Below are 16,130 nucleotides of genomic sequence, written 5' to 3'. Positions count from 1 at the left end.
GAGACGTCAGGCGATAATGTCAGGTGTCAGGCGATCTTCGATCAGGGCGATCATATCCTTGAGGCGCAGTTTCTGTTTTTTCAGACGTTGAATTGTCAGTTGATCGCCCGTGCCCCGATCCACAAGCGCGTGGATCGCATCATCCAGATCGCGGTGTTTCTGCTTGAACACTTCCAATTCGACCGAGAGAACATCGTCGGTTTGCATCGACAGGTCAGTGGGCGCATTCATGGGCGAGAATTCCTTAGGTATTGCAGGCCCCTAGCATAACCGTTCCGCATGAGTCGCGCAAAGGATTTGGACGGTTGGCGGTACGGCGGTGGATGTGGGGCGCCCTCTTGCGTTCCGGCGCGCAAACTCCCATATTTCCAATAGTCGGGTCGCCAGAACGGGGCCCGGTATTGGACTGTCGCTTGAGATTAAGGACGTGTCGATGACAAAAATGACTTTGGGGTCTTATCCCCATATGCTGGGGTTCGAACAGCTGGAGCGGTTGCTGGAACGCACTGCCAAGACCGGCAACGAAGGGTACCCCCCTTTCAATATCGAACAGACGGCGGACTACGCCTATCGCATCACGCTGGCCGTGGCGGGTTTTCCCGAAGAAGATCTAAGCATTACGGTGGAGGATCGCCAGTTGGTGATCCGTGGCCGCCAACGCGATGACGCGGACAATCGCGTGTTTTTGCACCGTGGCATTGCCGCGCGCCAGTTTCAGCGTTCGTTTGTGCTGGCTGATGGTGTCGAGGTGGGCGAGGCAATCATGGAAAACGGGTTGCTGCACGTCGATCTAAGCCAGTCCGTACCCGAAACCGTGGTGCAGACAATCAATATTCGAAAGGGCTGAGCATGAACACGAAATACAATTTTGACCAGAAAGACCTCGCACATGTTGTTTATGTGCGCGAAGTCCCGGTGGCCGACCTTCCGATGGAAGTGCAGGATAAGGTCGGCGGCGCAGAGATGTTGTTTGCCGTGCATAATTCGGATGGCGAGCGTCTGGCATTGGTGACGGAACGCGAAATGGCGTTTGTTCTAGCGCGTGAACATAATTACGCGCCGGTAGCAGTTCACTGAACCTCAAAGCGGCGCCATAGCATGGCGCCGTTCCGCATTATTTGGTTGGTGTCTTGATGATTGAGAGGGTTGCCTGATCAGGTAACCCTGTCTCTGGAAGGCCATTTTCCGTTTGAAACTGGCGCAATGCCCGTTGTGTTGCCTGACCATAGATTCCGTCTACAATTCCAGAGTAAAGCGAGCGACTTTCCAGCTCGACTTGGATATTGGCGATATCTGTGGGGCTGAGTTCATAGCGATCACCAGCAATTTCGTCGTTCAGCAGCTGATTGTAATTGGCATTTATCACGCCGGTTAACCGTGTAACTTGACTGCTGCCATTGAATTTGCGCACTGCGGCGGACCAGTTTCGGGCGTTAAGGTCAGCTATGATCTCTCGTTTTTCGAGGAAACGCAGAACAGCGTCATATTGGTTCATACCGGATACGAACATCGCCTTGGCAAAGGCTTCTTCGCTTTCATAACCGAGGAATTCATAATTTTCCCCCAAAAGCCCAATTGGCCCCCAACTGGTCGCTCGTATGGCGGCCTTTGCGTCGATTTTGCTAGCTTCGCGCAATTGGCCTTGGCGTTCCTCCAGTGTCTTGGGGTAAGGTATGTCACCCCAATTGGCGCTGGCAAGTTGCTGTTGGGACGCTGCCTGACGCGCGGCGGGGTCGCTCAAGGTGCGATAGAAAACATGGCGCTCGAACACAAGGAGTGGAAAGCCATTTTGGGCAAATTGGATTGCGCCGGGGTTTTGCGCATCGATGAAGGCGGTCAGAGCTTTGAGGTCGACGCCATATGTTTCGGCCAGTTTGCTCAGTTGACCTTCCGCCAGCGGCTCGCCACAGCCCAAAGTGGATGGGTTTGAGGATTGAATGAGAGATGATACGGATGCCGGCCCACATGCGGAGGGCTGTGATGGCGCAGTTTCCGTCGTCACCACTCCGGCTGTTAATCCCGTGCCGTCAAAGCGCACGAAGGCGACTTCGAGTTCGCGGGCCTTGCGTCCCAGATCAGTGAGTTTCTGCGTGTTTCGATCAAAGAGAGAGTCCATCGCCGCGCTGCGTTGGCTGAGTTCGTCCAATTTCTGATTGAGAGTTGTGTTGAATTCGTCGGACAGCTTTTCAAGCTTGGTGATTTCTATTTCGATCTCATTGAGGCGTTTGGTAATCGATTCCGAGATGAATTCGGCGCGGATGGCCTGTTGCTTGGCTTCTTCAATCGGTGCGTCGGTTTTGTCTCGCACGATAGATGAGACTATGGACGTGAATCCGAAATATCCAACAACGAGTATAACCACACCGATAGTCGCAAATCGGCGTTTGTCCCATTCCAGCAGTCGAGATTTGAGATCAGCCTCTACACGGTTAATATCATCGTCAGAAAAAAACAAATTGGACATATGAGCACCTCCGAAAACAATCGGAAGTTTAGCATATTTTACGCACTTGCGCGAAAGGTTAGTTGGCAGGTATCAGTGGCACCGGTTCACTCGGTCAGTTTCACCGCAAATGTGTGATCATCCCAGCCGTCCACGTTACAACTTGCCCGGATTAGAATCTCTGTGATTTCTGGTGGAATATTCACGGATGAGAGTGCGCGTGTGAATGGCTGCTCGTTGACATGTGGGTGGGCAAGGGTTCGGGTGCCCAGAACTTGGCCGTCCAACGTTTCAATGCGCCATCCGTCGGCGTAATGATCCCAACCTGTGTCCGGATGAGACAAGGTAACATCAAAGCGCCATGTGGAACCAGATTTTTGGGCCTTAACCACTTCGATTGTGGCAGGGTCTGCGAAAGCCGGGGCCGTAACGAAAATGAGCGGAAACAAATATTTCATGGTGGTGACATCCAAATTGTTGCGAACCTGTCTCGGTTGTCTAACACAAAAAGTATGCTCAGAGGGCGGGTTGGTGTTCACAAAACCATCAGGAGTGGGGAGCGGTTGTGGCGCCTCAAACGGTCGTTGATATTTGCGCAAAGAATTGACCCAAAGCCCCGCAAACCGGTCTTTGGTTTGAACGCGGTGACAGAGAGTGTTGGACCACAGGCAGACAGAAATCGTTGACGAGTGCCAGCGCTCTTAGGCTAGTGTGGTATCTATTACCTTGAGGAGCATTGTCATGAAATCCTTTCGAACCACGATGTTGTCGACCTTGTTTGCTCTTTGCATCGGCTCAGCGGGCCACGCTCAGGAGCAACCCAACATTGTTTTCATTTTTCTAGATAACTTTGGATGGGGGGAGCCGGGATTTAACGGTGGTGGCATTATTCGAGGGACTCCAACTCCGGAAATGGACGCGCTCGCCGCAGAAGGTTTGCGGCTGACAAATTTCAACGTCGAAAGCCAGTGCACTCCGTCTCGGGCTGCAACCATGACAGGGCGCTATGGCGTTCGCAGCGGCAACCATACAGTACCATTGGGTGGTGGCGTTTATGGGCTGACACAATGGGAAATCACCATGGCCGAGATGCTGAAAGACGTAGGCTATAGTACTTCCATGCTTGGGAAATGGCATCTGGGCTGGTCTGAAGGCCGGTATCCCACAGATCAAGGTTTTGACGAGTTTTACGGAGTAGAGACGACGGACGTGACAGTCTGGCGTTCGCTGGACGGTTTTGCCGAAGCTGACATGGAAGAGCCGGTCGTTATGCAAGGGGTCGCAGGTCAGAACGCGACCGTCGCCCGTGACTACGACTTTGAATATCGTGGTTTAATCGACGGGGACCTCACCGAAAGGGCCATCGATTTCATCAGTCGCAAGTCAGGCGAGGACGATCCGTTCTTCATCTATCTTGCCTACACGCAGACACATTACCCCAATGTCGCGCATCCAGAGTTTGACGGCGCCACGGGCAATGGTGTCTGGGCCGATATCCTGCTTCAGACAGATACCTACATCGGACGAGTTAATCAGGCGCTGGAAGACGCGGGCGTGGCAGACAACACGGTGGTGATCTTTACAGCCGACAACGGGCCCGAAGCTCTGCCCGTGGGCAATGCCAACGTGTCCCCGGTTCCGGCTGTGCATGGAACAGCAGGGCCATGGCGTGGCACTCTTTTCACCAGTCTTGAAGGCAGCCTACGCGTGCCTTTCGCCATGAAATGGCCGGGCAAAATTCCCGCAGGTTCGGCCAGTAACGATGTGGTGCATTCCATGGACCTGTTCCCGACGCTTGCCGCCTTTGCCGGTGGCTCGGTGCCAACGGACCGCGCTTTTGACGGCATTGATCAGTCAGAGTTTTTCCTCGGCAATCAGCCGAATTCGAACCGTGAGGGCGTAATTGTTTACATGGGGGACGAGATTTTCGGGGTCAAATGGCAGAACTGGAAAGTTTTGTTCAAGGAAAACGAGACAACATTCAGCCCCACCCAAACCTTTGACACACCGCGAGTCTATAACCTTTTGAACGACCCTCACGAACGGGAGAGCGTTCTGTTTCCACACACTTGGGCCGTAGAAAAGGCGCTACCGCAATTGCAGGAACACACCGCATCCTTCAAACAGTACCCGCCGATTCCGCCGGGCACGCCTGACCCATATGTTCCACCGAGAAACTGAGGGCTGATTGGCTCACAAACGGTTTGTTTACTCGTTGATCGAGTAGGAGGCTGCGGCAAAAGTCCGGGCTGCTGGACTGCGCCGCCTGTGAGGATGGCTGCGAGCTAAAACCAGTTAATTTGGCACTTTGTACTAAAGACACCTCTTGGAAGTTTTGGCACCAGGTAAGTCGCTGGGCTCATCATTCGCTTACTCAGGTCGCGAAGGATTGTAACGATCAATACAAACTGAAACGATCGTTACAAAGGTTCCACCGTGGTAAACAAATTTTAAACCCGTACTCTGCCCCGGCCTTCGGCTAGCGCGGTCATGGCCACAGCGGTCGGAGGCGCGATTGCCATTGCGTGTCTCGCATTGGCAACAAGTCAGGCGAATTTGTCGTTCATCATGGCCCATTTTGGAGCAAGTTGTGTGCTGCTCTTTTCAGTTCCTGCAAGCCCATTGTCACAACCGGAAAACGTGATTGGCGGGCATCTGCAGTCCACTTTCGTGGGTCTCGTCCTGACGGCGGTTTTGCCAAATGTCTGGTGGGCCGTCGCTTTGGCAGCTGGCCTTGCTATTGCGCTTATGGCTGCCCTGCGGGTAACGCATCCGCCAGCTGGGGCGAATCCATTGGTCATTTTTGCCGCTGACCCGGGGTTTCTGTTCCTGCTGTTTCCAGTGCTGTCCGTTGCCGTCGCCTTGGTTGCGATCGCGACGATTTACCACCGTCTATCCGGCACCACATTTCCGCTGGATCCCAGCTAATGGCCCGACTTGTTGCTGAGCGTAAAGATGCGATCCCGGCCTTGGGCGAAGCATTCCGCCGCTACGGATACGAAGGGGCAAAAATTGGGCGCATAGAATAAGGAATTAAGCTGAAACGCAGCAGTCTCTATCATTTCTTTCCCGGCGGAAAGGAGGAGATGGCCAGAGTGGTCCTTGATCATGTGGATAGGTGGTTTGAGCAAAACATCTTCGCAGTGCTCGAAGGTGGTAACCCGGCGTTGGCCATTGAGACCATGTTTGCGTCGGTGACTGAGTATTTCCAATCCGGCGGCAGAATATGCCTTGTCGGTATCTTCGCGTTGGACGCAACGCGAGACCATTTTTCGGATCAGATTGCGGGATATTTTGATCGCTGGCTGGATAGCCTGGCCACCTGTCTTGTGTGCCAGGGTTTTTCCGAAAATTGTGCTCAGATCATCTCAACGCAAGTTGTGGCTATGATTCAAGGCGCCATTATTCTGGCGCGTGCCACAGGCGACGCAGGTCATTTTTTTGGGGCCGTGACACAAGCAGGAAAGCGGCTTTGTCGTCGTTCTGAATAGATCTGTTTTGCATTGCCAAGTTTGCGTTTGCTGCGGAAACCTGGTCTGGCGTGCGGCGCTACGGCTCGTTCAGGCAGGATGTATGAATGGAATGAACCGTCGATCGCGGTTTTGCGAATAGGCGTATGAAGAGATGTGTTCCTCTTTTTGATCTGGAGCCGCAAGCGATGCTGCACCTTCTCAGAAGTTACTCCGGTGGCTGATCTGATTCAATAATCTGGCCGCGAAGGGTGCCGCGTTTCAGCGGTTTGGTAAGCGTTATGCACTTTAGAATCATGACCCTGCAGTGTGGCAATGTGCCGATCATCATCGCGTTGCGAAGGACGCGGCGCGGGTCCTCTGCACCCGTGTTGCCTGCGACCAACATTGTTCCAATGACAAGCGCGAGCAAGATACCCCAGGTCATTCGGTGGCGAATAACAGCCTGTAGGCTGCCGCCCGAAGCGATGGTTTTCAGAAGCGTGTAACCTGGCATGACTTCAAAGTTCGCAAAGAGCATGTTGGTTGTCGTGGCCCGATGATCGCGCCATTTCCCGCTCCTTTCAGTTTTGAACCAATCGCGGCGCCACCTAAGACCACGAGCCAAAAAAAGAAGGTCAGCGACGGGCAACCACGGTACCAAGAACAAAGCCTCGAACGCTGCGTCGTCGTGAAATCCGAGCAAGGAGTAGCCCAACAGACGGTGCGAATGCATCCTGCCAAGCCCAGTAGAATGTCGTCCATCCCTTTTGCCAGTCACCTAGTGGTGTGCCAGTTTCATGTGCCGCGAACAGAATTTCGAAGAAGTGCAGCAAGTCGTCGGCCAAAACCTGTGTATGGGTGGTTGCGGCAAAGACGACCGACCCCAAGGCAAGGAAAGTGCCCGGCAGGATCAGCGATGAGACCGTATTGAGGTTCGAGCGGTACTTGACGCCCCGGCCTACCTCGGAATCCGCTGACAACTTGGACAAGCCCATGATCAGAACCAAAGCGGTGATCAGGCTCGTGGTGCTAGGTTGTGGTTGTTGCCCGAAAGCAAGACCGGCTCGGCGCTTGTAAAAAAACCATCAGACCGACGCCAAGTCCGGCGCCGAACGTCATTGAGAACCATGAAAAGTTGGAGAATTCTGGCGGCTCGCCCAGTGTACCCAAAATTTGTTTCCCGCTGGCCCGAATGGCGGCAACCGCGATAGAGAAGACCGCAAATGCCCCAACTGCCAAAATGTAAAACTGGCTAAATACATCCAGCAAGAGCAAACTTAAGGTTCCTAACTGCGCATTGGGCTACAGCTCATCGGCCCCGGAGACCTTCGTCCCGATGGGCCAAAGGCTAACAATCAAATTGGACCACTCAAGTGGGGCTGTTCGTGGTGTTAACGCGTATAAAATAATTGTTTTCTGTCTTTTGTGAGGCGATTGTCTTGCGCGACAATCATTCGAAAAACCTGCGCCATCTATGCTCAGATCATGTGTCGATAGCAGAGATCTGTCGGGATTTCGGGATTGCCCCTCAACAATTCAACAAATCCGTCAACGGTCACGCGATGCTACCCGCATAAAACCTGCGCGGTATCGCCATCTTTTTGGTGCCGAGGTGGAGGATCTGTTGCACTCGCACGGCTTGTTGAGGTAACGCGCCTCAAAGACCAGGCCACAAGCGTTGCAAGGCCAGGGCGCTTACTGGGGTGGCTTTCCCGGGATGTTTGAAATTTGCGGGAAGATGTCGGCGCACAGCAAGTGTACTACTAGTCACCGGCGTTACTCGGGCAAATTATTATTTTTGCATGCTTTTGGAGTGAGAAATATGGTCAGAGTTTTGTCCGGTCAATCAAAAAGCTGCGCCTAGACAGCGAGGTCAAATCCCAAAAGTGAAAGGGATTTTGGCAAGTTGCCCTGTATTATGATCGATTGTTTGTCGATGAATTCGAAACCGGAAGCGGAAAGTCATTTACAAGTTCGATCATTAACGTACGCATCGATACAAGAAATCTACGGTCTTTGGGCTGATGTTGCTTTGGCCTCATTTCCGGGGTGTACGCCCTGCGCGCGTTGCACGGTAGGGAAACGCCAACCAAATTTTGTTTCTGCCAAGTTCGTCTTGCGCTCTTGCGGTAAATTTCCTGAGGAAAGAACGATCATTCCACCCGATGTGCGGCGGTTTTTGGCTTCGGGGCAAAGAATAATCACCTTGGCCAAGGTTGCGTTTGTTTAGATGTCTTTCATCTGGATCAACTGAATCAAGTTGCCGCAAGTGTCATCAAAGGCTGCCATTTGAACTGGGCCTGCATCAATTGGCTCCGTAACGAACTCAACTCCGCGCGCGCTCAGATTTCTCGTTACGGCATCGAGATCTTGCACGTGAAACGAATGGGCAGCAATGCCGTCTGCAACAAGAGCTTCCTTGAACGGTTTTGCAGCCGGGTGTTCACTTGGCTCCAGCTGCAACTCTGTTCCGTTCGGGTCCTTGTCTGAAACAACGGTCAGCCAACGATTTGCGCCCATAGGAGTGTTGTGTTTTGTCTTGAAGCCGAGGACGTCAGCGTAGTATTTTTCGGCCTTGTTTTGGCCATCACCAAAAACACTTGTGACGTAGATCTTCATGCCTTGCTTCCCTTCGGTTTGTATTTTTGTAAGCCATGATGCCGCGGCGATGTCATTTCGTTGACACTCGAGGTGTGCGCCTTTGTGCGCCCCTTCCATTCGATCACAATCAATCCCGCTCTTTCCAAAACAGCGAGATGCTGGGAAACCGTTTGTGGGGACAACGCGATTCCGTCCTCCGCAACCGACGCGGCGCACACCTCGAACAACGATCGAGCAGGTCTCTTGCTCAGATTGTCGATGATGCGTCGACGGGTGCAGTCCGAACGTGCCTTGAAAATTAGGTCGAGCTGGGCATCTGCTAGTTGAAATTTGACGTCACTAGATTGCGAGTGCACGGCTGTTTCGCCCGCACCGTCGACTAGATTCTGGCGAAAGACAGCCAAGTTTCAATTTTAACACGGCGTGCCAAATAGCTAAAAAGCATTTTTGACCTGACCAAAAAAACGGGGCGCCAGAAGCGCCCCGTTTCCTCTTGATGTGATTGCCTGCCAAATCAGGCAGTGATGAGGCCCATGCTTTCCAGCTTGAGCAGCACCTGATGGGCGCAGTTGTCAACGTCGACATTCTCGGTTTCGACGCTGAGCTCAGGGTTGACTGGGACGTCATAAGGATCGGAGATGCCAGTAAACTCTTTGATCTTGCCTTCGCGTGCCAGCTTGTAGAGACCCTTGCGATCGCGACGTTCGCACTCTTCGATCGAAGTAGCGACGTGCACTTCGACAAAGGCACCAAATGACTCGATGTCTTCACGAACAGCGCGGCGCGTGGTGGCGTAAGGTGCGATGGGCGCGCAGATCGCAATACCACCGTTTTTGGTGATCTCGGAGGCCACGTAACCGATACGACGGATGTTCAGATCGCGGTGCTCTTTAGAAAAGCCCAGCTCGGACGACAGGTTCTTACGGACCAGATCACCATCAAGCAGGGTCACAGGGCGACCGCCCATTTCCATCAGCTTGACCATCAGAGCGTTGGCGATGGTGGATTTGCCCGATCCGGAAAAACCAGTGAAGAATACGGTGAAGCCCTGCTGCGAACGTGGTGGCTTGGTGCGGCGCAGTTCTTTGACCACTTCGGGGAAGGAGAACCACTCGGGGATTTCCAGACCTTCAGCCAGACGGCGGCGCAGTTCGGTACCCGAGATATTCAGGATGGTGACATTGTCACGATCTGCGATTTCATCGTTGGGCTCGTACTGGGCGCGCTCTTGTACATAGACCATGTGTTTGAAGTCGACCATTTCGCAGCCGATTTCAGACTGGTTCTCGCGGTAGAGATCCTGAGCGTCATAGGGACCGTAGAAATCTTCGCCAGCCGAGTTTTTGCCGGGGCCAGCGTGGTCGCGGCCAACGATGAAGTGTGTGCAGCCGTGGTTGGCGCGGATCAAGCCGTGCCAAACAGCTTCGCGTGGGCCAGCCATACGCATTGCGAGGTTCAGCAGCGACATTGTTGTGGTCGAGGCTGGGTATTTGTCCAGAACCGCCTCGTAGCACCGCACGCGGGTGAAGTGGTCAACGTCACCGGGCTTGGTCATGCCTACGATGGGGTGAATCAGCAGGTTGGCTTGCGCTTCTTTCGCGGCGCGGAAGGTCAGTTCCTGGTGAGCGCGGTGCAGCGGGTTGCGAGTTTGGAACGCAACAACTTTGCGCCAGCTCAACTTGCGGAAATAGGCACGCAGTTCGTTTGGAGTGTCGCGGCGGGCGCGGAAATCATAGTGCACGGGCTGTTGGATGCCAGTGACAGGGCCACCGAGATACACTTTGCCCGCAGTGTTGTGCAGGTAGTTGACGGCCGGATGCGCGTCGTCATCGGCACCAAATACCTTTTCGGCTTCGCGCGCTTTGTTAGGCACCCAGTTGTCGGTGACGGTCATAGTGGCGAGTATTACGCCTTCTTGATCGCGCAGAGCGATGTCCTGACCTACCTCGAGCGAAGCTGCAAAATCTTCGGAGACGTCAAGGTTGATTGGCATGGACCACAGTGTGCCATCAGCCAAGCGCATGTTTTCGACAACGCCTTCGTAGTCGGCTTCGCTCAGAAAGCCCTTGAGCGGGTTGAAACCGCCGTTCATTAAGAGTTCGAGGTCGCAAATCTGGCGTGGGGTCAGGTCCCAGCTGATCAAATCGGCCGCTTCGACCTTGAGTTTCTGAGCGCTCTCGTAAGAGACGTAGAGCTCGGGGATGGGTGCCAGGTTATTTTGCATAGGATGGGTCCTGTGTTTAAGGGGCGAGTTGCCGCTTGCGGTTCCGGTGAGTTCCGCATGCAGCGCGTCGTATTCGGCGCGCTTGCGGGCGAGGAATTGGTCAGTGAGGCGCAATTTTTCCGATGCGCCTCGTGTTGTGATTGTATAGGCAAAGCGCTGGCGTTTGTCGGGGCCTGGCCGATCGCTGACTGTGATCAGTCCGGCGTCCGCTGTCGCGCGCAGCAATGCATTGAGCCGTCCCAGAGAAACCCCAAGAGCCGAGGCGGTAACCCGTTGCGACGCGCCCGGCGCAGCATCAAGCTGGCGCAGGAGGCGAAAGCGCAAGTCTTCCTCGTCTGTATAGAGTTTTATGTCTGGTGTTGGCATAAAATAATCGACTCAAAATGTGTGTTCACTCGTGAACACATATGGTGAAACATCGCCTGTGCAAAGTCCTTTTTGGGGGTATAGTTCGATTTGCGCCACCGTTGCATTGCTGCAACGCCGCATTTTACCGCGACGCTGCCCGCATTCACACGATCAGAGAGGGGCGCCGAGTAGCGCAGGCAAGTTGGCCGCCCGTGGCACAGCTAAAACGCTCAGAGGCTGGGCAACGCCGCGCAACTCAACCAATTGTAACTTCAAAGGCGCCAAATCGACCCCTGCCGCGAGCAATACGTCACGCGACACCAGCGTTTCTACTCCTAAATCCTTGGTCTTGGCCTCTAAACGGGATGCGGCATTCACTGTGTCGCCAATGATTGTCCGCGGCGCATTCTCCGCGGCCCCGATTTCACCAAGAACGAGATCGCCCAGATGTAAGCCCATGCCAATAGCTACCGGGTCTGATCCTTCGGCCACCATCGCGCGATTGAAGACCTGAAGTGCCGATCCTATTCCAGCGGCGGCCTTGAGCGCGGCCTCAGCTGAGGCTTGTTCTGTTTCGAGTTCGAACAGGGCCAGAAGACCGTCACCAAGGTACTTGTCTATGGTGCCTCCTGCACTTGTGATTGATGGCACAATCGCGTCGAAAAAGCGGTTCAGAAGAAAAACCACGTCATAGGGTAGCTGACCGGTGGTGCGCGCTGTAAACCCGCGCATATCGAGGAAAAGAATGGCAAGGCGACGCTCTTGACCCAGACTTTGGTGTTCGCGCGCGCGGCGGCCATCGGCGCGGAATACGCGCAGCACTGTTGCGGGATCGGTCGGGCGGATTTGGCAAGCAAGCCGCGCATTGGCTGGCGCATTGACTGCGGCGAGACTGGCGGTCTCTTCGGGTGAGGGTGGGTGCAAAAGATCCTGGCCATGTTCAATCATCACGCGGCAAGTCGTGCAACGGCCGCGCCCCCCGCATAGCGCCATATGCGGCACCCCATTCGCGCGGGACATTTCCAAGAGTGTCATGCCGCGCTGGCCGCTGATCTCCGGCCCGTCAATGTAGCGAATTCGCAAGGATCCGCGGTTGATAAGCAGCTTGCGACCGGCATAAAGCACAGCGGTCAGAACCAAGAGGCCGGAAAAAACCCATATGCCGCGCTCGGTTGCTGACGCGAGCGATTGAAACGTCTCGCTGGTCGGAAAGTTGTAGCTGTCACGCAGAGCAGGACCGGTGTCGGGTGCAAACATTAACTGACGTTGAAGGCGGCCCTGTGTCAGAAAACCTGCCAGAGAAAAGGCGGGGATTAGGGTCGCGAGGGTAATCATGACGGGCACCAGACGCCGCCACAGGGCCGTCGTGCGCAGCCAATAGTGCAGGCCAATGCAGCCATGAATCCAGACGATCAAAAGCAGTACTGCCTGGTTCCAGCCGCTCTGAGTATTCCAGATCAGCCCGGCAATATATCCCATCTCCGCCTCTACCCCAAAATCGTTCTGAGCGATGCGGGTGTGGACGATATGCGTCCAAAGCAGGAAGGGGATTGTCAGCCCTAGAATGACTTGAAGCAGTTCGACAAACGGCATCCGCAATGTGCGACGCATAGCGATGCGATGAAGGGCAAGCCCGAGATGGGTCAGCAGCCCGCCATAAAGTAGTACGGCGCCCGGTAGGCTTTCGGTGATTTCTTCCTGCATTTCCTGAGCGGTGTGCATCAGATCGAGCGAGAAAAGCCCCATGCCGACAGCGAGCAAATGCCAGAACACATAGGTGAACAGGATGAGGCCGGATGTAATACGTGCTTTGGTGCGCCAGTTGCCTTGCCAGAGTGAGGTGGCCATTTTGGTCTCCGTTTGCCTCGACCTGCAGGGTGGCGCGCCAGAGCGGAGGGGTCAAGCCATTGAAAGGCTTGACCCGATTGGTTTCACAAGGCTGTGTTTAATCTTGCTCGGCAAGAAATTTTTCGGCGTCTAGCGCTGCCATGCAACCCATGCCAGCCGATGTTACGGCTTGGCGGTAGACGTGGTCAGTCAGGTCGCCAGCGGCAAACACACCGGGGACGGTTGTGCGCGTGGTGCCCGGTTCGACCTTGACGTAACCGCCATTGTGCAGCTCCAGTGTGTCTTTGACCAACTCGTTGGCAGGCGCGTGTCCAATCGCGACGAATACACCTTTGGCAGGGATCTCGGTGATCTCGCCAGTTTTGACGTTTTTGACGCGGACCCCTTCGACACCCAGCGGCGCGTCGGTGCCGATCACCTCTTCGAGTTCGTGGAACCACAGCGGAACGATTTTTTCGTTTTTGAACAGGCGATCCTGGAGGATCTTTTCAGAGCGCAGCTCGTCGCGGCGGTGTATCAAAGTGACCTTGGAGGCGAAGTTCGTCAGGAACAGCGCTTCTTCGACGGCCGTGTTGCCGCCGCCGATCACCACGATCTCTTGGCCGCGATAGAAGAAACCGTCACATGTGGCGCAGGCCGAAACGCCAAAACCCTTGAATTTTTCTTCGCTCTCCAGTCCCAGCCATTTGGCCCGTGCGCCGGTGGCAAGTATCACAGCGTCCGCAGTATAGACCGTGCCGCTATCGCCGGTGGCGCGAAAGGGGCGCTCGGACATGTCGAGGTCATTGATGATGTCGCCAATGATTTCAGTGCCCATCGCCTCGGCATGTGCCTGCATGCGCACCATCAGATCGGGACCCTGAACCTCGGTATCGCCGGGCCAGTTTTCGACTTCGGTTGTGGTTGTCAACTGGCCGCCCGGCTCAATGCCTTGCACCAGAATCGGGTTCAGCATCGCGCGGGACGCGTAAACCCCGGCGGTATAGCCCGCGGGGCCGGAGCCGATGATCAGAACCTTGGTATGTTTGGTGTCGGCCATGGGGTGCCCTCTCATAGTGTCAAAGCGAATCTCGAAGACCGGATATAGTCTGCGCGGCGGTGCAGTAAAACCCTGTTGCCATTCACGCAACGCGGATGTGTTGCAGTTACATGGCTGGTATGAATTGCAAAAGGAAATTGCGCAGGTATGAAATATTATTGCGCGTGCGTTGGCGGGTGTTATAAGAACTGCAAATTCAACAGGAGAGTCAGCCCCAATGCCCGGAACCCGTCTGGACCCGATTGATCGCAAAATTCTTGCGGAATTGCAGGCGGATGGCCGCATGACCAACGTTGAGCTGGCCAAAAGGGTTGGAATATCCGCTCCGCCTTGCCTGCGCCGGGTGCGCACCTTGGAAGAAGCCGGTTATATTCGTGGCTATCACGCAGACGTTGATGCGCGTGAACTGGGCTTTGAGGTGCAGGTTTTTGCAATGGTCGGTTTGGTAAGTCAGGCTGAGGCGGATCTGAGCGTATTCGAGGAACGTTGCCGCAACTGGTCGCTTGTGCGTGAATGCCATATGCTAAATGGCGAAGTGGACTTTATTCTAAAGTGTGTTGCGCCGGATTTGAGCACATTTCAGAGCTTTTTGACAGAAGAGCTGACAGCGGCAGAGAACGTGGCGAGCGTAAAGACATCGCTGGTTATACGAGGTGCCAAAGATGCGCCGGGTGTGCCTTTTGATGTGCTCGAAGATCGGCTGGCGCGGGAGGCGTAACTGCTCCTCAAGCCCCGGTCGGGCTTTCCTCGCGATTTTCATTGTTTGCTTGAAGCTCTCGGCAGGCTCGGCCAAAGGCCGAGCCACGCCCAACGCTTTCGGTCGTGGCTTTGCCACGGGTGCAAAGGGGCGGGAGCGCTGCGGATTTCGTGTTTCCCCAAGCTGAGTTGTTACCGCGCGTAATGTACGACGCGGCACGTTTGGCCGCCCGTGGCCTTCAACGCCGCACGCAGGTCCTTGTCTGCAGATTTCAGCATTTTTCGCGCCGCCTTGTCGCATCTCTTGACCGCCTCGCGCGCGGCCCAGTCACGTGAGGCTTCGGCCCAGGAGTAGCCGATAGCACCGCTTTCGGAGATTGCGAACGCACCAAAGCGATCATCGGCTTGCAGGTTTGAATATTCGCGAAATTCGAGGCTGCCCTCTCGGGACAGTGTTAAACCGGCTTCGCTCGGATCGTGATGTTTGGGCAGAATGCGGGCATGCAGGTAGCAGCCATAGGGTTTGCCGGAATTGATCTGACATGAAATGCGCGCATGGCGCTCGGCGGCCTCAATATTTGGTGCACCCCAGTATGCCCCGGCCTTCTTCTCTGCATAATTGACATAAAACGCGCCGTAATACTTGGCCTTGCGCTTGAAACGCCGAAAATCCTTGCGGGCGCTGCCCTTGAGTTTCAGGTCAGACATTTCGTGCACGCGCGAGCGCTTTTTCTCGATATTGATGTCTTGCGCGAGAACGGGCAGAGCCACTAAGGAAGCGGCAATCCCCAGAATTGCCGCAGCGATTGAGTGTTTCATCAATGGGTCTTTCAGGTGCGAGGCACCTTTCTAGTGCGCGGCTGTCTGGTCAATTACGGCCGATAGGATAGCACGGGCATTGTCACTCGACCAGTCCGCATCTCCTTGCAAGCGGGCGATCTCGCGTCCTTCGCGGTCAATGATGACCGTGACAGGCAGGCCAAAGACCCCCATGTCGCGCGCGACCAGCTGCTTTGGGTCGCGGTGCAGAGGCAGGTTTGTCACGCCGATATCGTCAAAAAACCTCTGCATGGCGGGCACCAGATTGCGCCCGGTTGCCAATGTGACAACCTCGAAATCTTCGCCGCCCAGTTCAGATTGTAGTGCCGACAGCATCGGCATCTCGTGACGGCACGGGGCGCACCACGTGGCCCAGAAATTGAGCAGGATGACTTTGCCCTCATAGTCGGCGAGCACCGCCTCACCACCGTCATCGGTGGTGAAGGACTTGGTCGAGAGCGCGCGTGGGTCTGAGTGAAAGTTCAGTTTGCGCATGTCGCCGCTGCGCATTTCGGCAATTTCAGCGGTATCAAGCGTCGACCCTGCGGTTGCCGGATTTTGCAAGGCGACAAAGCCCACGGCGGCGATTGCGATTGCGGCCAAGCCTGTATAAACCAGCCCTGCAAGGGGGCGTTTCTGCGCGTTCCGTTTCATTTTCCC

Annotated in this window: 19 protein-coding genes; 6 read left to right on the top strand and 13 right to left on the bottom strand. The window is 55.0% G+C overall.

Annotation, left to right across the window (positions count from 1 at the left end):
- Positions 1 to 6 precede the first annotated feature (6 nt).
- Positions 7 to 231, bottom strand: coding sequence for a YdcH family protein (locus CLV88_RS09895; protein WP_106608221.1), 225 nt, complete (start codon positions 229 to 231; stop codon positions 7 to 9).
- A gap of 202 nt (positions 232 to 433) precedes the next feature.
- Between CLV88_RS09895 and CLV88_RS09890 the strand changes: the two genes are divergently transcribed.
- On the top strand, positions 434 to 847 hold the full coding sequence (locus CLV88_RS09890) for an Hsp20 family protein (protein ID WP_106608220.1): 414 nt from the start codon (positions 434 to 436) through the stop codon (positions 845 to 847).
- Positions 848 to 849: 2 nt separating this feature from the next.
- Complete coding sequence (locus CLV88_RS09885) at positions 850 to 1,077, top strand: DUF1150 family protein (protein WP_106608219.1); 228 nt, start codon at positions 850 to 852, stop codon at positions 1,075 to 1,077.
- Between the two features lie 37 nt (positions 1,078 to 1,114).
- On the opposite strand, the gene CLV88_RS09880 is transcribed toward CLV88_RS09885, so the two are convergent.
- Together CLV88_RS09880 and CLV88_RS09875 are read right to left on the bottom strand one after the other, a co-directional pair.
- Positions 1,115 to 2,464 (bottom strand): N-acetylmuramidase domain-containing protein, encoded by a 1,350-nt coding sequence (locus CLV88_RS09880; protein ID WP_106608218.1) that lies wholly within the window; start codon positions 2,462 to 2,464, stop codon positions 1,115 to 1,117.
- Positions 2,465 to 2,550: 86 nt separating this feature from the next.
- Positions 2,551 to 2,901, bottom strand: a complete 351-nt coding sequence (locus CLV88_RS09875; RefSeq protein WP_106608217.1) for a hypothetical protein — start codon at positions 2,899 to 2,901, stop codon at positions 2,551 to 2,553.
- Between the two features lie 283 nt (positions 2,902 to 3,184).
- Between CLV88_RS09875 and CLV88_RS09870 the strand changes: the two genes are divergently transcribed.
- The 3 genes from CLV88_RS09870 to CLV88_RS09860 all read left to right on the top strand — a co-directional run bounded on the left by CLV88_RS09870 (position 3,185) and on the right by CLV88_RS09860 (position 5,934).
- Complete coding sequence (locus CLV88_RS09870) at positions 3,185 to 4,624, top strand: arylsulfatase (protein ID WP_106608216.1); 1,440 nt, start codon at positions 3,185 to 3,187, stop codon at positions 4,622 to 4,624.
- A gap of 282 nt (positions 4,625 to 4,906) precedes the next feature.
- Positions 4,907 to 5,371, top strand: coding sequence for an HPP family protein (locus CLV88_RS09865; RefSeq protein WP_423827732.1), 465 nt, complete (start codon positions 4,907 to 4,909; stop codon positions 5,369 to 5,371).
- A gap of 158 nt (positions 5,372 to 5,529) precedes the next feature.
- Complete coding sequence (locus CLV88_RS09860) at positions 5,530 to 5,934, top strand: LmrA/YxaF family transcription factor (RefSeq protein WP_207797041.1); 405 nt, start codon at positions 5,530 to 5,532, stop codon at positions 5,932 to 5,934.
- A gap of 187 nt (positions 5,935 to 6,121) precedes the next feature.
- On the opposite strand, the gene CLV88_RS23005 is transcribed toward CLV88_RS09860, so the two are convergent.
- From CLV88_RS23005 to trxB, 8 genes are all read right to left on the bottom strand, one after another.
- A complete protein-coding gene (locus CLV88_RS23005) occupies positions 6,122 to 6,433 on the bottom strand; it encodes a BCCT family transporter (RefSeq protein ID WP_165798851.1) in 312 nt (103 codons plus the stop codon).
- A 97-nt stretch (positions 6,434 to 6,530) separates the two neighbouring features.
- Complete coding sequence (locus CLV88_RS09850; protein ID WP_279338346.1) at positions 6,531 to 6,914, bottom strand: BCCT family transporter; 384 nt, start codon at positions 6,912 to 6,914, stop codon at positions 6,531 to 6,533.
- Between the two features lie 10 nt (positions 6,915 to 6,924).
- Positions 6,925 to 7,170: a BCCT family transporter gene (locus CLV88_RS09845; RefSeq protein ID WP_106608212.1), complete on the bottom strand. Its 246-nt coding sequence runs from the start codon at positions 7,168 to 7,170 to the stop codon at positions 6,925 to 6,927.
- A gap of 951 nt (positions 7,171 to 8,121) precedes the next feature.
- A complete protein-coding gene (locus tag CLV88_RS09835; protein ID WP_243403625.1) occupies positions 8,122 to 8,613 on the bottom strand; it encodes a VOC family protein in 492 nt (163 codons plus the stop codon).
- Positions 8,511 to 8,852 carry an ArsR/SmtB family transcription factor gene (locus tag CLV88_RS23770; protein ID WP_106608253.1) on the bottom strand — a complete coding sequence of 114 codons (342 nt, stop codon included), beginning with the start codon at positions 8,850 to 8,852 and terminating at the stop codon, positions 8,511 to 8,513. The genes CLV88_RS09835 and CLV88_RS23770 overlap by 103 nt, the downstream gene beginning before the upstream one ends.
- A 158-nt stretch (positions 8,853 to 9,010) precedes the next feature.
- A complete protein-coding gene (locus CLV88_RS09825; RefSeq protein WP_106608209.1) occupies positions 9,011 to 11,086 on the bottom strand; it encodes a bifunctional sulfate adenylyltransferase/adenylylsulfate kinase in 2,076 nt (691 codons plus the stop codon).
- Positions 11,087 to 11,239: 153 nt separating this feature from the next.
- Complete coding sequence (locus tag CLV88_RS09820) at positions 11,240 to 12,916, bottom strand: adenylate/guanylate cyclase domain-containing protein (protein ID WP_106608208.1); 1,677 nt, start codon at positions 12,914 to 12,916, stop codon at positions 11,240 to 11,242.
- Between the two features lie 97 nt (positions 12,917 to 13,013).
- Positions 13,014 to 13,955: a thioredoxin-disulfide reductase gene (gene trxB / locus CLV88_RS09815; protein ID WP_106608207.1), complete on the bottom strand. Its 942-nt coding sequence runs from the start codon at positions 13,953 to 13,955 to the stop codon at positions 13,014 to 13,016.
- A 217-nt stretch (positions 13,956 to 14,172) separates the two neighbouring features.
- Here trxB and CLV88_RS09810 point away from each other — a divergent pair, with 217 nt between their 5' ends.
- Positions 14,173 to 14,673, top strand: a complete 501-nt coding sequence (locus tag CLV88_RS09810) for an Lrp/AsnC family transcriptional regulator (RefSeq protein ID WP_106608206.1) — start codon at positions 14,173 to 14,175, stop codon at positions 14,671 to 14,673.
- A 170-nt stretch (positions 14,674 to 14,843) separates the two neighbouring features.
- Here the strand turns inward: CLV88_RS09810 and CLV88_RS09805 are convergent, their stop codons facing one another.
- Both CLV88_RS09805 and CLV88_RS09800 read right to left on the bottom strand, forming a co-directional pair.
- On the bottom strand, positions 14,844 to 15,470 hold the full coding sequence (locus tag CLV88_RS09805) for a hypothetical protein (protein WP_106608205.1): 627 nt from the start codon (positions 15,468 to 15,470) through the stop codon (positions 14,844 to 14,846).
- Between the two features lie 30 nt (positions 15,471 to 15,500).
- A complete protein-coding gene (locus tag CLV88_RS09800) occupies positions 15,501 to 16,124 on the bottom strand; it encodes a TlpA family protein disulfide reductase (protein WP_106608204.1) in 624 nt (207 codons plus the stop codon).
- Positions 16,125 to 16,130: the final 6 nt, after the last annotated feature.

The organism is Shimia abyssi, from assembly GCF_003014475.1.
Taxonomy (GTDB): Bacteria; Pseudomonadota; Alphaproteobacteria; order Rhodobacterales; family Rhodobacteraceae; genus Shimia; species Shimia abyssi.
Note: the sequence above shows the minus strand (reverse complement) of the source record. Positions and strands in the feature narration are given on the sequence as shown.

What these genes read in the sequence shown, in the direction of transcription:
- CLV88_RS09895 (WP_106608221.1), bottom strand. Translation starts at nt 231, where the DNA reads ATGAATGCGCCCACTGACCTGTCGATGCAAACCGACGATGTTCTCTCG.
- CLV88_RS09890 (WP_106608220.1), top strand. Translation starts at nt 434, where the DNA reads ATGACAAAAATGACTTTGGGGTCTTATCCCCATATGCTGGGGTTCGAA.
- CLV88_RS09885 (WP_106608219.1), top strand. Translation starts at nt 850, where the DNA reads ATGAACACGAAATACAATTTTGACCAGAAAGACCTCGCACATGTTGTT.
- CLV88_RS09880 (WP_106608218.1), bottom strand. Translation starts at nt 2,464, where the DNA reads ATGTCCAATTTGTTTTTTTCTGACGATGATATTAACCGTGTAGAGGCT.
- CLV88_RS09875 (WP_106608217.1), bottom strand. Translation starts at nt 2,901, where the DNA reads ATGAAATATTTGTTTCCGCTCATTTTCGTTACGGCCCCGGCTTTCGCA.
- CLV88_RS09870 (WP_106608216.1), top strand. Translation starts at nt 3,185, where the DNA reads ATGAAATCCTTTCGAACCACGATGTTGTCGACCTTGTTTGCTCTTTGC.
- CLV88_RS09860 (WP_207797041.1), top strand. Translation starts at nt 5,530, where the DNA reads ATGGCCAGAGTGGTCCTTGATCATGTGGATAGGTGGTTTGAGCAAAAC.
- CLV88_RS23005 (WP_165798851.1), bottom strand. Translation starts at nt 6,433, where the DNA reads ATGCTCTTTGCGAACTTTGAAGTCATGCCAGGTTACACGCTTCTGAAA.
- CLV88_RS09835 (WP_243403625.1), bottom strand. Translation starts at nt 8,613, where the DNA reads ATGGAAGGGGCGCACAAAGGCGCACACCTCGAGTGTCAACGAAATGAC.
- CLV88_RS09825 (WP_106608209.1), bottom strand. Translation starts at nt 11,086, where the DNA reads ATGCCAACACCAGACATAAAACTCTATACAGACGAGGAAGACTTGCGC.
- CLV88_RS09820 (WP_106608208.1), bottom strand. Translation starts at nt 12,916, where the DNA reads ATGGCCACCTCACTCTGGCAAGGCAACTGGCGCACCAAAGCACGTATT.
- trxB (WP_106608207.1), bottom strand. Translation starts at nt 13,955, where the DNA reads ATGGCCGACACCAAACATACCAAGGTTCTGATCATCGGCTCCGGCCCC.
- CLV88_RS09810 (WP_106608206.1), top strand. Translation starts at nt 14,173, where the DNA reads ATGCCCGGAACCCGTCTGGACCCGATTGATCGCAAAATTCTTGCGGAA.
- CLV88_RS09805 (WP_106608205.1), bottom strand. Translation starts at nt 15,470, where the DNA reads ATGAAACACTCAATCGCTGCGGCAATTCTGGGGATTGCCGCTTCCTTA.
- CLV88_RS09800 (WP_106608204.1), bottom strand. Translation starts at nt 16,124, where the DNA reads ATGAAACGGAACGCGCAGAAACGCCCCCTTGCAGGGCTGGTTTATACA.